This is a genomic window from Pseudomonas citronellolis (assembly GCF_001586155.1).
Taxonomy (GTDB): Bacteria; Pseudomonadota; Gammaproteobacteria; order Pseudomonadales; family Pseudomonadaceae; genus Pseudomonas; species Pseudomonas citronellolis.
In genome coordinates this window covers 6,593,753-6,607,510 of sequence record NZ_CP014158.1, presented here as the reverse complement: position 1 = coordinate 6,607,510, position 13,758 = coordinate 6,593,753, and the positions used below count along the sequence as shown (strand labels likewise).

Sequence of the window (13,758 nt, the reverse complement as noted above, 5' to 3'; positions counted from 1 at the left end):
AGAGTGTAGTCATTAGGCGCCGACTGTCAGGGAACCCCCCTGACCTAAATCAATAGCCTGCTAACAAATGTTTCCAACTGCGCAGCGGTGCCGGGCCGCATGAATAGGAACGATAGGAGAGGTTTGCCGATATCGCCTGATTTAGAGGGGATTCATGTGAAATCCGGATGGCGTTTCGGTGACCGTCAGGCTTTCTATTGATTGCGTGAATGGATTCCCGCGTCGGGGCATGAATCGGAAAAATCTGTCAGAACTTGTTGCAGGCTTCAGAGAGGCAGAAAAAAGCCCGGCATGGCCGGGCTGCTTTCTATAAGGGGGTGCCCATACAGGGTCGCTGCACAGGCGGCGCGCCCACCGTGCGGAGGGGCGCAGGGCCGGGTGGCCGAAGGGACACCGCCGGGCTTGTGGCCTGGCGGGCGCCACGACGCGGGGCCGGGGCGAGAAGGATGCGCAAGGCACCGGGGTGGCGTATCGCAAGCTCCGTGCCATACGCGAGGTGCGCTGGAGCGCCCATGTGGCCTGGGGTTCAGCGGGCGGGTAGGGCCGGCGTCGGCAAGATTCCGCTTATGCGTCGGCTTCTTCGGCGGGATTCCCGCCAGTGCCACTGAACAGCAGCCCATGTTTGCGCAGCTTGTCATGCAAGGTCTTGCGCGGGATGCCCAGGGCCTCGGCCAGGCTGCGTAGCGAGGCGTGCTGGTTGGCCATCTCCGCGGCGATCAGGGCGCGCTCGAAGGCTTCCACCTGCTCGTTCAGGGAGTTGCCGGAAATTGCCGCCGGCACCTGCATGGCCTGTTCGTCGAGGCCGAGGTCCAGGCCCAGGGCAAAGCGCTCGGCGACGTTCTGCAACTCGCGTACATTGCCCGGCCAGCTGTGGCCCAGCAGTTGTGCGCGCTGCGCGCTGGCGAGGCTGCGCGAAGGGATGCCATGGCGTTGCGCGGCGAGCTCGGAGAAGTGCTGGAACAGCAGCAGGATGTCTTCGCCGCGCTCGCGCAGCGGCGGAATACGCAGGCTGGCGACGTTCAGTCGGTAATAGAGGTCGGCGCGGAAACGTCCGTCGTCGGCGGCCAGGCGCAGGTCTTCTTTGGTCGCGGCGATGATGCGGATGTCCAGCGGGATCAGCTGGTTCGAACCCAGCCGCTCGACCACCCGTTCCTGCAGCAGGCGCAGCAGCTTGACCTGCACGTCCAGGCTCATGCTCTCGATCTCGTCGAGGAACAGGGTGCCGCCGTTGGCGAACTCGAACTTGCCGATGCGGCGCTTCTGCGCACCGGTGAAGGCGCCCTGCTCGTGGCCGAACAGCTCGCTTTCCACCACCGACTCGGCCAGGGCACCGGCGTTGATGGCGACGAAGGGGCCGTTGCGTCGGTTGGACAGGTCGTGCAGCGCACGGGCCACCACTTCCTTGCCGGAGCCGGTCTCGCCGAGGATCAGCACGTCAGCCTGCAGGCCAGACAAGGCCGCCACCTGCTCCTGCAGGCGCTGCATGCCGGCCGACTGGCCGACCAGGCGCCCCTTCAGTTCCTTGCGCTCGGCCAGGGCCATGCGCAGGCTGCGGTTCTCCAGCACCAGGCGACGCACCTCCAGGGCACGGCGCACGCTGTCGAGCAGGGCGTCGCTGGGGAAGGGCTTCTCGAGGAAGTCATAGGCGCCGGCGCGCATGGCCTTGACCGCCAGGGGCACATCGCCGTGCCCGGTGATCAGGATCACCGGCAACTCCGGGTCCTGGGCATGCAACTGTTCCAGCAACTGCAGGCCGTCGACGCCAGGCATGCGGATATCGCTCACCACCACGCCCGGCCAGTCGCGCGCGAGGCTGGCGTCCAGTTCCCGGGCATCGCCCAGGCTGGTGGCGCGGAAGCCGGCGAGGTCTAGTGTCTGGCCCAGTGCCTGGCGCAGGTGCGGGTCATCGTCGATCAGCAGGACCTGGGTATCGGCGGCGAATGCGGCACTGCTCATGCGCGGGTTTCCTCCTGGGGCGTCGGCATCACGCCGGGGACTCCCGGCAACAGGTGCAATTGTACGAGAGCGCCGCCCTCGGGGTGATTGCCCAGTTCCAGGCGGCCGCCGAGGGCGCGCAGGAGGGTATCGCAGATGGCCAGGCCAAGGCCCAGGCCCTTGGCGCTGGTCTTGGTGGTGAAGAAGGGTTCGCGGGCGTGGGCCAGGGCTTGTTCCGAGAACCCCGGGCCGTTGTCGCGCAGGTACAGGACGATGCCGTCCGGCTTCTGCTCGGCCGTGAGCCAGAGGCGCCGCGGCGGGGCCTTCTCGCTGAGGGCGTCGAGCGCGTTGGAGAGCAGGTTGGCGAGGATCTGCCGCAGGCGCGTTTCCCCGGCCTGCACCCAGATCGGCGCGTCGGGCAGGTCACGCTGCAACTCGACGTTCATCGCCTGGCGCCGGCTGGCCACCAGAGCCAGGGCATCGTTGATCGCCGGTTGCAGGGCTACGTTCTCCGGCGCACGCCGCGCGCCGCGGGCATAGGCCTTGAGATGGGCGATGATCGAGGCCATGCGCTCGGTCAGCGAGCTGATCTGATCGAGATTGCCGCGGGCGTCGTCGAGGCGCTGGTGGTCGAGCAGCACACGGGCGTTGTCGGCGTAGCTGCGGATGGCGGCGAGCGGTTGGTTGAGCTCGTGGCTGATGCTCGCCGACATAGTGCCCAGGGCAGTCAGTTTGCCGGCCTGGACCACTTCGTCCTGGGCGTGCATCAACTCGCGTTGGGCCTGCTCGCGGTCGTGTACCTCCTGCTGCAGACGGGCGTTGGCATCTTCCAGTTCCTGGGTGCGCTCCAGTACGCGCATCTCCAGCTGGCGCTTGGCCTGGGCCTCCAGGGCGATGCGCTCGAGATAGTGACGGCGGCTGATGCTCAGCAGGGCGAGCAACAGCAGCAGGGTCATGAGGGTTGCGCCGCCTATCAGCAGAACGCTGCGTACTGGCCTGTCGATCTGCGCCTTCGGCGTGTAGATGCTCACCGTCCAGCCGGTTTCCGGAAGTTCGCGGCTGAGGCTGATCCAGCGTTTCTCATCGATTCGCAGCGGCTTGGGATCAAGCACCGGATAGGGAATGTTCTCGGCGATTTCACGCCGCTTGGCTGGCGACAGCGGACGGCTGGCATGGAAACGCCAGGCGCTGTTGGAGGAAAGGATGACCACGCCATTGCTGTCGGTGACCAGCAGTTGCTCCGGGGTATTGCCCCAGAGCTGTTCCATGTGTTCCAGGTCCAGCTTGACCACCAGCACGCCCAGCAGCCGGGGGCCATCTCGCACTTCGCTGGCGAAATAGTAGCCACGGCGGTTGGAAGTGGTGCCCAGGCCGAAGAAGCGCGCCGGTTTACCCTGGATCGCCTCCTTGTAGTAGGGGCGGAAGGCGAAGTTGCGGCCGACGAAGCTGTCCGGCTGGTCCCAGTTGGAGGCGGCCTGGGTCTGCCCGTCGGGGCGCATCAGGTAGATGACGTCGGCACCGGTGCGCTGGCGGATCTCCGCCAGGCGGGCGTTCGCCGTGTCCCTCGTTTCCAGGTCTTCGGTCTGCCGCAGGGTGGCTCGTAGCGCCGGCAGCTCGCTGAGGATCGGCGGCAGGTCCTCGTAGCGACGCAGCGTGCCGAGCAGGTTGCCGACGTAGAGGTCTAGGGTCTGCTGGTTCTGCTCGGCGAGTTGTTCGCTGTAGTAGCGTTCGGCGAGGTGGTGGAGGGGCCAGAGCAGAATCAGTAGCGGTAGGGCGAAGATGGCTACGGACCTGGCGCGATTGGCCGGAGGTAGCAAGGTCATGAGTGATTTACTCGATTGGCCTGTGGTGAGCGATTGGAATTCTATCAGGGGACGAACATTGGCTCGATGAGGGCATGTTTTGCTATCGCCCCGGCGGTTTCGCCTGCATCCCATCCCCATGGATGCAGGACACCTGTTTCGCCTTAGTGCTGAGTTGCTATGTAAGTGACGCTGCCGAACAGCTGCTTCATTGCTGACAAGATGAGGTTCACACCGTCATAGGTATTAATCAATGACATTGTTCCTGCCTTTCAATGCAGAGATATAGACGTCCATATCTCGGTTGATCTAATGGTAAAAATGCGTAATCCGCCTGGATGAGGTTATGCAATCTGTTTGAGGGCTTGTTGTTGAGAGTATGGATGGAGTGAGTTTCATCACCAATTTTCTCGGTAATACTGAGAGGGGATTTATCGCTCTGTAGCAAGGTATGCATCACTGTAGGCTTGTTAGTCATCGGCGCTCTTATCGATGATTTGCTCATAGAAACTCTGCAACTCCAACGCTTGGGCGCCAAATAGCGTTATATCGTTTTTGAAAGGATTGATGTGATTTAGGAAACGCTCTTGGTTATTCAAGATGGAGATGATCGCGTCCTTGAGATATCGTTCATCGCTGGTCAGTGGGATGATTGTGCCGTTCGTGCCATCAACAATGTCTTCGACGGTCCCTCCGGCGTCCGTGCTAATGACCCAGACATCCCGCACTAGCGCTTCGCGAATGGTCAGGCCGAAAGTTTCTTTACATTGAGTCGGGAACAATAGAACATCGATATTCGAGAAAAACTCATCGATACTGTTCTGGTTGTATCCAGGAATGATCTTGACTTGTCCTGGAATCTTGATGCTGTGTTCATTAAATGAGTGCGAACCGAGATTGAGCAAGTTGTCGACAACCACAAGCTCATAGTCAGTGCGATCTATCGCGGAGAAGGCTTGGCTGATTAGGTGGATACCTTTGATCGGAGTGTTGCCACCCACGTAGCCGAAACGGATCGTCTTACTGGGGTGTTTGCGGTAGTGCTGGGCTGGGGCAAGCACACCATTCCTATTTATATGAATCTTTTCTGCTTCGAAGCCATTGGCGACATATAGGTTCTTGGTAAACCGACTTGGCACCAGCAGTGCGGTGGCATTCTTCAATGTCGATGCGAGCATCTGTTGACGATAACTGTTCAGGCTGGGGTTATCTACGCACTTGGCGCAGACTTCGGTCTTGATTGTGGTCTGGCCACAGTATTGGCCGCGATTATTGATCATGAACTGTCGACCGCAAATCCACCAAGCATCGTGCAGAGTGACGATGAAGGGGATGCCGGCTCGCCGACAACTATCGGCCAGTAGAGCTCCGAGCCCTTGGATTGAATGAAGGTGAACTAAGTCTGGGGCCACACTTTTGAGAACCGCATCAAATGCCGGTACCGTTGCCTTGTTTTCGAAATCACTGCTGGCGGCAAGGGCATCAGGCAGACCCATGCCCAGCACGGTAACGCCATGAGTTTCGTAACGGGCAAGGTTGTAAGGGGCGACAGCTTCCGGTGGCAGAGACGTGAAGACGAATTGTTCCAGGTCGGAGTTACTGGCGATCAATCGGCTCATCTGTTCGGCCACCACTGTCGCGCCACCGAAGCTGCGTGGTGCGAAGAAGATGTTCGCCGAAAGCACTCGCTTAGTGGGTGTAGTTGGCTTTCGCGGAAGCACCTGGCAAACCTGGCTGGCTGCGATCTTCTCTGGCGAGTAGCTGTCGAGAATGGTCCGATGCGCGTTCTGCGAAATCTCTCGCCGCAGCGCTGCGTTGTCGATCAGTTCCTGCAGGCAGTGCTCCCAGCTCTGCCTGTCGTTGGCCAGGAAACCATTCTCACCGTGAACGATTGCCTGCCGGAATGCGCTGCGAGGTGAGCAGACGCTGGGTAGAAGTACTGAGGAGGCCTCGAGGAACTTGATGTTGCTCTTTGCGTCGTTGAAGATGGAGTTTTCCAGCGGCGCGATGCTGATGTCGCACTGCGCAAGACTTTCCAGGTAGCCGGTGTAATCGGAGAAGGGCAAGCGCTCGACCCTTTCTGCTAATGAGTCGAAGTAGGTAGGAAGAGTCAGGTCGCCAATGATGCGCAAAATGACATTCGGGCGTCGCTCCATGATCGAATAGATGGCTGCTGCCGCTTCGAGAAAGTCTGCATCGTGGGTCTTGGTGCCAGAACCATAGACTATGCGCAGTGTATCTCCATCGTGTTGCCTAACCTGCATGGCGTTAATGGAATCGGCGGCGCTGAGCGTCTCGCTGTCCAGAGCATTCTCGATAACGGTGACATCGTTGACGCCAGCATCACGCATGGCTGCAGCCAATCCGGAGGTCGATGCAATTGCACGATCACATGCCAGCATTGCTTGACGGTATAGTTCTACACCATCCATTAGACTGCGGATGGTATCGGCGCTCAATGCGTTCAGATTACTGTTCTTGCGGTATTTCTCCGGGTCGAAGATCAGGTCGTCGACTTCCCAGTAGGAAATGGCCTTAAGGCGGCGAGCCTCTTCGATCAGGAGCAGTACATCAGGGAATGCCGGAACTCGGTAAAAAATAACGACTGAGCAGGTTTGCAAGGCGCTCAGGCAGGCATGATGGTCGCGCCAATCCAGATAACGGCAGTTATAGCCGAGGCTTTCGATCATCCGCTGCTTCTGTACGACCCGGTATTTGAGGCATTGCGGAATGCTCACTTCGCTGATCAGCAGGATCTCGCCAGGAAACAGATCGTTGGCCGATATGTTGGGTGCCGGCAAGGAAAAGCTCCGGCGCATGGGAGGGGGGGGGGCTGCATGGTTCCAGAGCAGGCTCAGGCCTCGGCTAGTCAAGGCCTGGTAGGATTTCGTCAGAGTTGGATAAAGTCCGGCGCGCTCGACGTGGGAAAGGAATAGTGCTCCCGAGTGTCTAATAGCGCGCAGGCGCTGCCGAATCTTCTTCAGCAGAATAATGGTCTGGCGAGCGGAGGCGGTCATCCTCCAAGTCGTGGAGCTCAGCACGGAGTAATGATCGTGCTGCAGCTTCAAGAAATTGCTCAACTGCTGCTCATGAGCCTGTGCCTGCTTTTCCAGATAATCCAGTTTCAGTTTCAGTTTGGCGTTTTCATCGCTGAGCCGCAGATTCTCCTGTATCAGGAGCTTACGATCCATGATTTCATCAGCCTGGTCGCAAGGAGTGGGTGTGATGTCTGTCTTAGTCATGATTTTAGCTGGGCTTGATGATGTTGAGCCTGAACCGCTCTATTCAATGCGTCTGGCGAGTTAGGTTTCCTGGTTGACACGTAGGTCGGTGCAGCCATCTCATCGGAAGGATTCATATTCAGAGAGTGCGCATGAGCATGGTCTGTAGCCGGCACGCAGAGATTCAGCGCCCATACTTTCTCAGCAGATGCGTCGCTTTCCAGAGAGTAGAATTGAGAATCTCCGATAAGCGTTCATCTTGCTCTCGAATCCTTTGCTGGCTTATCTGGTTTTCGGCTTCCAGCTCCTGACTGCGTGCTACCGCCTCCTGCAGTAACCGTTCGTTATGCTTCAGTTTGGTGTTCAGCTCTTCGATGCGTTGGACGAGAGTGGTTTCGCTGGTCTGCAAGTTCCGAATATGCTGTAGGCGATCCTCGCAGATCTGTGCCAGATTCTGGCTATGTGTATGGAGGTTCGTGGTCTGAGAGAGCCGTCCACCTAAGAATGAATAGAATTTCTTCACGTCGAGCGGACGGGTACGCATCCATTCGAACATCTCTAAAACTGACTGATCAATGTTCGCTCCGACAGCGAGCACGCCGAGGCCATGGCCGTGCTCGAACTCGAACGATGGATATTGGTCTTTGAGCTCTTCCCAAAGCTTCCAAACGCCAAAACCTCGTTCTCTAACATTGGTGTCGTGGAAGAGAACCACCGACTTATCACTCAAGAGATGTTGCCAGGTTTCGAAGTCATGCCTGACCGCTTCATAACTGTGCAGGCCATCGATATGGAGTAGGTCGATAGTACCCGCCGGAAATCCATCCGCAGCTTCGTCGAACGTGCTCCTGATCAATCGAGAAAAATGATTGTAGTGTCGTTCGTTGACGCCTAGCACTTGCCGATATACGTCATCGCCGTAATGCCCAGCGTGCTCATCGCCCATCCATGTGTCGACTGCATAGGCTTTGCAGTCGATGGAGCAGTCCTTGAGGGACTGGCAGAAGGCAAAATAGGAATCTCCATAGTGGGTGCCAAGTTCGACTATCACCCGTGGACGCATTATCTTGATCAGGGAGAGCGCAAATGGGATGTGTTCGATCCAGGCACTTTTCCCCGAGACATAGTTCGGCATGTCGAGATCGAGAATGCTGTTACTTAAGAAGAAATTCATGGTTTATCCTGAATCGACAATTCAAACTATCTCGATTTTAATTTCGCGTATCGGAATGCCTACCAAGCCGGTGGTGACGCTGGACGACTCCGAACGGAATACGATTGCATCGTGAATCCAGTGAAGTTGTGTGTGTTCGGATTGTGTTCCGTCGGCAAGAGCCACGCACACAGAATAGTCGCCGGCGGGAAGGATCGGCATCTGGTACTGGAAGCTAGCCTCGAACGCCTGGCCGCTAGATAGATAGACTGGCGCATCTCTGTATTTTAGATAGGTATTTTCACCAAAGAGAGTCTGGCCGAGCCTGTCCTTGACGTAGAAGCCGACAATGGGACTGGGAATATCTCGATAGCCTACGCCTCTGACCAGCAGGGTGACTTCTTCTCCTCCGACTATCCAGCTAAGGCGCTGCCCATTCGAATTTCTGAACTCGACATCAATAATGGAGGCATGGTCTTTACCATACCCGCTACTGTTCTGATTGAAGTCGAACACACGTAAGTCGTTGCGAAGATTGGAGGCATTCAGGAATTTCTGTCGTTGATCATAGCACTCGCTGATCTCCGGCGGCCTACGGGGCAGGTCGGCTGGAGACTGCTTGGCCGTTTTCCCATGTTGTGATTCCAGTAGGGCACTCAGATAACTGTCGCAGACGTCTTTGGGAGCACCGGATTGAACCACAAGGCCATGGTCCAGCCAGATAACGTGGGAGCAGAGACTTTTGACGCTGGCGGTATCGTGACTGACGAAGAGGACCGTCCCTGTCTGCATGAACTGTCGAAGAAAACGCATACACTTTTGTGTGAAGAACACGTCGCCTACTGCTAGTGCTTCATCGATGATGAGGATTTCCGCATCGACATGGGCGATTACGGAGAATGCCAAGCGGACCATCATGCCGCTGGAGTAGGTTTTTACCGGCTGATCTACAAACTCGCCGATATCAGCGAACTCGATAATCTTGTCATAGCGTTCGTCGATCTGTTTCTTGCTGAGACCATACAGTTGACCGCTCAGGTAGACGTTATCGCGTCCGGTGAATTCCGGATTGAATCCGGAACCGAGTTCAAGCAATGCAGCAACCTTGCCGCTGAAATAGGCCTCTCCCACCGTTGGTGTCAGGGTACCGCAGATGATTTGTAGTAAAGTGCTTTTACCGGACCCGTTGCGACCGATGATGCCGACGGTTTGTCCCTTGTTTACTTCGAAGCTGACACTTTGCAGAGCATGAAAGTCGCGGCGGCGAGCCTCTGCTTTGCGGTGAAAATATGCCTTGACCCTCGCTGAGGGGGCGACACGGGAAATCAAGGAAAGCAGACCTTGAACAAGTCGATCATGCGGCTTGGTATACGTGTGGAAAACCTTGCCGATGTCCTTGACTCGAATGGCGATCTCAGAGGACATCGGCAAATCCTTTTCTGGATGCCTGGAAAACTGCATAGCCGAGCCATGCGATGATCAGTGAGGTTGTCGCGTAATACATGAGGTAGTGCGTATCTATTTCCTTAGAGAAAATCAGTACGTTGCGAATCTGCTCAATGGGCATCGCCAAAGGATTGAGGCTTGCAAGACCGCGCCATTTTTCGGGGAAAGAACTCATAGGAAAGAATATCGGCGAGATGAACAATAGCCCCGTCAGTACGATTCCGATAGTTTGCCCTATGTCGCGCAAGTAGACGCCCAGCGCGGCGAGAAGCCAGGTCAGCCCCATTGTCAGGAAAATCAGAGGGGCGAAGGCGATGGGCAGAAGTAAAGCAGTTGCAGGAATTTCCCCGAACGCGAACAGCTCAAAAATGAAAAGAATGCCCAAACCGATCGTTGCATGGAAAAGTGTGGAGATGATGGTCACGCATGGGAGAATTTCTAGTGGGAATATTACTTTTTTTACGAAGTTTGGGTTGGAGCAAATGATATATGGTGAGCGCCCCACGCATTCGCTGAAAAAGTTGAAGGCTATTAATCCGGAGAACAGGATGAGTGCAAAGGAGGAGCGAGAGCCCTCATTAATGTTAGGCCATCTGGACTGGAATACCTCGCTGAAGATGAAGGTATAAATCCCGAGCATAAGGATCGGTGTCAACATGGACCACAACATGCCGAAAACCGAGCCTTTATAACGGCTGGTGATTTCGCGCCAAGAGAGGTCCAGAAGCAGTTGTCTGTTATTATAAAGAGAGCCAAATAGACTCAGCGGAGATACTTCGAATTTCTTCATGGTGTTGTTATCGTGGTGAAATGCTGTGCAAATGCTTCGGCATCTTGAAGTGATTTTGCCGCAATGTCCTTGGTCGATAAGGTTGGTTCACCGGAAATAGGCCAGTCGATACCAACGCTGGGATCGTTCCAGATCAGTGCCCGTTCATGCTCCGGGTACCAATAATCAGTAGTCTTGTAGAGGAAGTCCGCCGAGTCCGACAGCACCACGAAGCCATGGGCGAAACCTTCCGGTACCCACAGCTGGTGCTTGTTCTCTGCGCTCAGCAGGGCGCCTACCCATTTGCCGAATGTCGGCGAGGAGCGGCGCATGTCCACGGCGACGTCGAAGACTTCGCCGTTGACCACGCGCACCAGTTTCCCCTGGGGATTCTGGAGTTGGTAGTGCAGGCCGCGCAGCACGCCCTTCGAGGAGCGCGAATGGTTGTCCTGGACGAACTTCACCGGGCGGCCGATGGCTTCCTCGAATTGCTGGTGGTTGAAGCTTTCGAAGAAGAACCCGCGGTCGTCGCCGAAGACCTTGGGTTCGATCAGGACCACTTCCGGGATTGTAAGACGGGTAGCTTTCATCAGTAGACGGTCTCGACCAGCAGGCGTTTCAGGTATTGGCCATAGCCATTCTTGGCCAGCGGGACGGCCAGGGTTTCGAGCTGCTCGGCGCTGATCCACTTCTGGCGGAAGGCGATCTCTTCCGGGCAGGCGACCTTCAGGCCCTGGCGGTTTTCCAGGGTGGCGATGAAGTGGCTGGCTTCCAGCAGCGAGTCGTGGGTGCCGGTGTCCAGCCAGGCGTAGCCGCGGCCCATGATCTCCACGGAAAGCTTGCCGGCTTCCAGGTAGGCCTTGTTGACGTCGGTGATCTCCAGTTCGCCACGGGCGGAGGGCTTGATGTTCTTGGCGATGTCGATCACCTGGTTGTCGTAGAAGTACAGGCCGGTCACCGCGTAGCTGGACTTCGGTTTGACCGGCTTTTCCTCGAGGCTGATGGCCTTGCCGTCGGCATTGAACTCGACCACGCCGTAACGTTCCGGATCATGCACGTGGTAGGCGAACACGCTGGCGCCGGAGGTGCGCTGCATGGCGCTGACCAGCAGTTCCTGGAAGTCGTGGCCGTGGTAGATATTGTCGCCCAGCACCAGGGCGCAGAGGTCGTTGCCGATGAACTCCTCGCCGATCAGGAACGCCTGGGCCAGGCCATCCGGGGACGGTTGCACGGCGTACTGCAGGTTCAGGCCCCACTGGCTGCCGTCGCCGAGCAGTTGCTCGAAGCGCGGGGTGTCCTGCGGGGTGGAGATGATCAGGATGTCGCGGATGCCCGCCAGCATCAGGGTGCTGAGCGGGTAGTAGATCATCGGCTTGTCGTAGACCGGCAGCAGCTGCTTGGAGATGGCCAGGGTCGCCGGATGCAGGCGGGTGCCGGAACCCCCGGCGAGGATGATGCCTTTGCGTTTCATATTGCTCCCTGGTCTACCAGTTCCCGGATCATGCGTTGGACATGGTACTCCCAGGTGGGCAGTACCAGGCCGAAGGTGCGTTGCAGCTTGTCGTTGGCCAGGCGCGAGTTGGCCGGGCGTTTCGCCGGCAGCGGGTATTCGCTGGTGGCGATGGGGGCGATGCGTTCTGGCGTGGCGCGCAGGCCGGCGCCCAGGCGGATGGCTTCGCCGATGACGAATTGGGCATAGCGGTGCCAACTGGTCTCGCCGCTGGCGACCAGATGATAGGTACCGCTGGCGCGTTCGCGCAGGCCGGCATCATGGGCCAGGCGCAGCAGCGCCAGGGCGGTGACGTCGGCGATCAGTTCGGCGCTGGTCGGTGCGCCCACCTGGTCGGCGATGACGCGCAGTTCGTCGCGCTCCTTGGCCAGGCGCAGCATGGTCTTGGCGAAGTTCGCCCCGCGCGCGGCATAGACCCAGCTGGTGCGGAAGATCAGGTGGCGGCAGCCGCTCTCGCGGATGGCAAGCTCGCCTTCCAGCTTGGTCTGGCCATAGACGCCCAGGGGGCCGGTGACGGCGTCTTCCTCGAAGGGCGCGTCGCCGCTGCCGTCGAAGACGTAATCGGTGGAGTAGTGCACCAGCCAGGCATCGACTTCCCGCGCAGCCTGGGCCAGGGTCGCGACTGCCTCGGCATTGATCCGGCGGGCGGCGTCGACGTCGCTTTCGGCCTTGTCGACCGCGGTGTAGGCGCCGGCGTTGACGATCACGTCGGGACGTTCTTCGGCGACCAGCCGGGCCAGCCCCGCAAGGTCGCTCAGGTCGGCCCGTTGCCGGTCACAGACCACCAGTTGCGCCAGGGGCGCGAGGGCGCGCTGGAGTTCCCAGCCGACCTGGCCGTTGGCGCCGAGTAGAAGAATCTTGTTCATGCGTACTGCTTACCTACCCATTCGCGGTATGCGCCGCTGGTGACGTTGTTCACCCAGGCCTGGTTGTCCAGGTACCAGCGCACGGTCTTGCGGATGCCGGTCTCGAAGGTTTCCGCCGGTTTCCAGCCCAGCTCGCGTTCGAGGCGGGTGGCGTCGATGGCGTAGCGGCGATCATGACCGGGGCGATCTTTGACGAAGGTGATCTGCTCGCGGTAGCTCCGTCCGTCGGTCCGCGGCTGCTCCTGGTCGAGGATGTCGCACAGGGTATGGACCACGTCGATATTGGCTTTCTCGTTCCAGCCGCCGACGTTATAGGTCTCGCCCAGTTGGCCGGCTTCCAGCACGCGGCGGATGGCGGCGCAGTGGTCCTTTACGTACAGCCAGTCGCGGACCTGTTGGCCGTCGCCGTAGATCGGCAGCAGCTTGCCGGCCAGGGCGTTGTGGATGACCAGCGGGATCAGCTTCTCGGGGAAGTGATAGGGGCCGTAGTTGTTCGAGCAGTTGGTGGTCAGCACCGGCAGCCCGTAGGTGTGGTGGTAGGCGCGGACCAGGTGGTCGGACGCGGCCTTGGAGGCCGAGTAGGGGCTGTTCGGTTCGTACTTGTTGCTTTCGCGGAAGGCCGGATCGTTCGGGCCCAGCGAGCCGTAGACCTCGTCGGTGGAGACGTGGAGGAAGCGGAAGGCGGACTTCTGCTCGTCGCCAAGGCCATTCCAGTAGGCGCGGACCGCCTCCAGCAGGCGGAAGGTGCCGACGATGTTGGTCTGGATGAAGTCTTCCGGGCCGTGGATGGAGCGGTCGACGTGAGATTCGGCGGCGAAGTTCAGTATGGCGCGGGGTTGGTGCTCGGCCAGCAGGCGGGAGACCAGTTCGCCATCGCCGATGTCGCCGTGCACGAACACATGCCGCTCGTCGCCGTCCAGGCTGGCCAGGTTCTGGCGGTTGCCGGCGTAGGTCAGCTTGTCGAGGCTGATGGCCTTTTCGTCATTGCCTGCCAGCCAGTCGAGAACGAAGTTGGCGCCGATGAAGCCGGCGCTGCCGGTGACGAGAATGGTCATG

10 protein-coding genes are annotated in these 13,758 nt (G+C 58.7%); all 10 read right to left on the bottom strand.

The window, feature by feature from the left end; translation table 11 throughout:
• Nucleotides 1-564: 564 nt before the first annotated feature.
• A complete protein-coding gene (locus PcP3B5_RS28795) occupies nt 565-1,956 on the bottom strand; it encodes a sigma-54-dependent transcriptional regulator (RefSeq protein WP_058488092.1) in 1,392 nt (463 codons plus the stop codon).
• Nucleotides 1,953-3,758 carry a sensor histidine kinase gene (locus PcP3B5_RS28790; protein ID WP_061563051.1) on the bottom strand — a complete coding sequence of 602 codons (1,806 nt, stop codon included), beginning with the start codon at nt 3,756-3,758 and terminating at the stop codon, nt 1,953-1,955. Before PcP3B5_RS28790 ends, PcP3B5_RS28795 begins: the two co-directional genes overlap by 4 nt.
• 449 nt (nt 3,759-4,207) lie before the next feature.
• Nucleotides 4,208-6,979, bottom strand: coding sequence for a glycosyltransferase (locus PcP3B5_RS28785; RefSeq protein ID WP_082816430.1), 2,772 nt, complete (start codon nt 6,977-6,979; stop codon nt 4,208-4,210).
• Nucleotides 6,980-7,142: 163 nt separating this feature from the next.
• Entirely contained in the window at nt 7,143-8,132 is a 990-nt protein-coding gene (locus PcP3B5_RS28775; RefSeq protein ID WP_061563048.1) for a class I SAM-dependent methyltransferase, read from the bottom strand.
• Nucleotides 8,133-8,153: 21 nt separating this feature from the next.
• Nucleotides 8,154-9,536, bottom strand: coding sequence for an ABC transporter ATP-binding protein (locus tag PcP3B5_RS28770; protein ID WP_061563047.1), 1,383 nt, complete (start codon nt 9,534-9,536; stop codon nt 8,154-8,156).
• A complete protein-coding gene (locus tag PcP3B5_RS28765; protein ID WP_061563046.1) occupies nt 9,526-10,347 on the bottom strand; it encodes an ABC transporter permease in 822 nt (273 codons plus the stop codon). The genes PcP3B5_RS28770 and PcP3B5_RS28765 overlap by 11 nt, the downstream gene beginning before the upstream one ends.
• On the bottom strand, nt 10,344-10,916 hold the full coding sequence (gene rfbC, locus PcP3B5_RS28760; RefSeq protein WP_061563045.1) for a dTDP-4-dehydrorhamnose 3,5-epimerase: 573 nt from the start codon (nt 10,914-10,916) through the stop codon (nt 10,344-10,346). Before rfbC ends, PcP3B5_RS28765 begins: the two co-directional genes overlap by 4 nt.
• Nucleotides 10,916-11,797: a glucose-1-phosphate thymidylyltransferase RfbA gene (rfbA, locus tag PcP3B5_RS28755; protein ID WP_043317546.1), complete on the bottom strand. Its 882-nt coding sequence runs from the start codon at nt 11,795-11,797 to the stop codon at nt 10,916-10,918. Before rfbA ends, rfbC begins: the two co-directional genes overlap by 1 nt.
• Nucleotides 11,794-12,702 (bottom strand): dTDP-4-dehydrorhamnose reductase, encoded by a 909-nt coding sequence (gene rfbD, locus PcP3B5_RS28750; RefSeq protein ID WP_061563044.1) that lies wholly within the window; start codon nt 12,700-12,702, stop codon nt 11,794-11,796. Before rfbD ends, rfbA begins: the two co-directional genes overlap by 4 nt.
• On the bottom strand, nt 12,699-13,757 hold the full coding sequence (gene rfbB, locus PcP3B5_RS28745) for a dTDP-glucose 4,6-dehydratase (protein ID WP_061563043.1): 1,059 nt from the start codon (nt 13,755-13,757) through the stop codon (nt 12,699-12,701). The genes rfbD and rfbB overlap by 4 nt, the downstream gene beginning before the upstream one ends.
• Nucleotide 13,758 lies beyond the last annotated feature (1 nt).

Bases quoted from the DNA above. Each gene is read 5' to 3' on its own strand.
- PcP3B5_RS28790 (WP_061563051.1), bottom strand. From the start codon at position 3,758: ATGACCTTGCTACCTCCGGCCAATCGCGCCAGGTCCGTAGCCATCTTC.
- rfbC (WP_061563045.1), bottom strand. From the start codon at position 10,916: ATGAAAGCTACCCGTCTTACAATCCCGGAAGTGGTCCTGATCGAACCC.
- rfbD (WP_061563044.1), bottom strand. From the start codon at position 12,702: ATGAACAAGATTCTTCTACTCGGCGCCAACGGCCAGGTCGGCTGGGAA.
- PcP3B5_RS28795 (WP_058488092.1), bottom strand. From the start codon at position 1,956: ATGAGCAGTGCCGCATTCGCCGCCGATACCCAGGTCCTGCTGATCGAC.
- PcP3B5_RS28770 (WP_061563047.1), bottom strand. From the start codon at position 9,536: ATGTCCTCTGAGATCGCCATTCGAGTCAAGGACATCGGCAAGGTTTTC.
- PcP3B5_RS28765 (WP_061563046.1), bottom strand. From the start codon at position 10,347: ATGAAGAAATTCGAAGTATCTCCGCTGAGTCTATTTGGCTCTCTTTAT.
- rfbA (WP_043317546.1), bottom strand. From the start codon at position 11,797: ATGAAACGCAAAGGCATCATCCTCGCCGGGGGTTCCGGCACCCGCCTG.
- rfbB (WP_061563043.1), bottom strand. From the start codon at position 13,757: ATGACCATTCTCGTCACCGGCAGCGCCGGCTTCATCGGCGCCAACTTC.
- PcP3B5_RS28775 (WP_061563048.1), bottom strand. From the start codon at position 8,132: ATGAATTTCTTCTTAAGTAACAGCATTCTCGATCTCGACATGCCGAAC.
- PcP3B5_RS28785 (WP_082816430.1), bottom strand. From the start codon at position 6,979: ATGACTAAGACAGACATCACACCCACTCCTTGCGACCAGGCTGATGAA.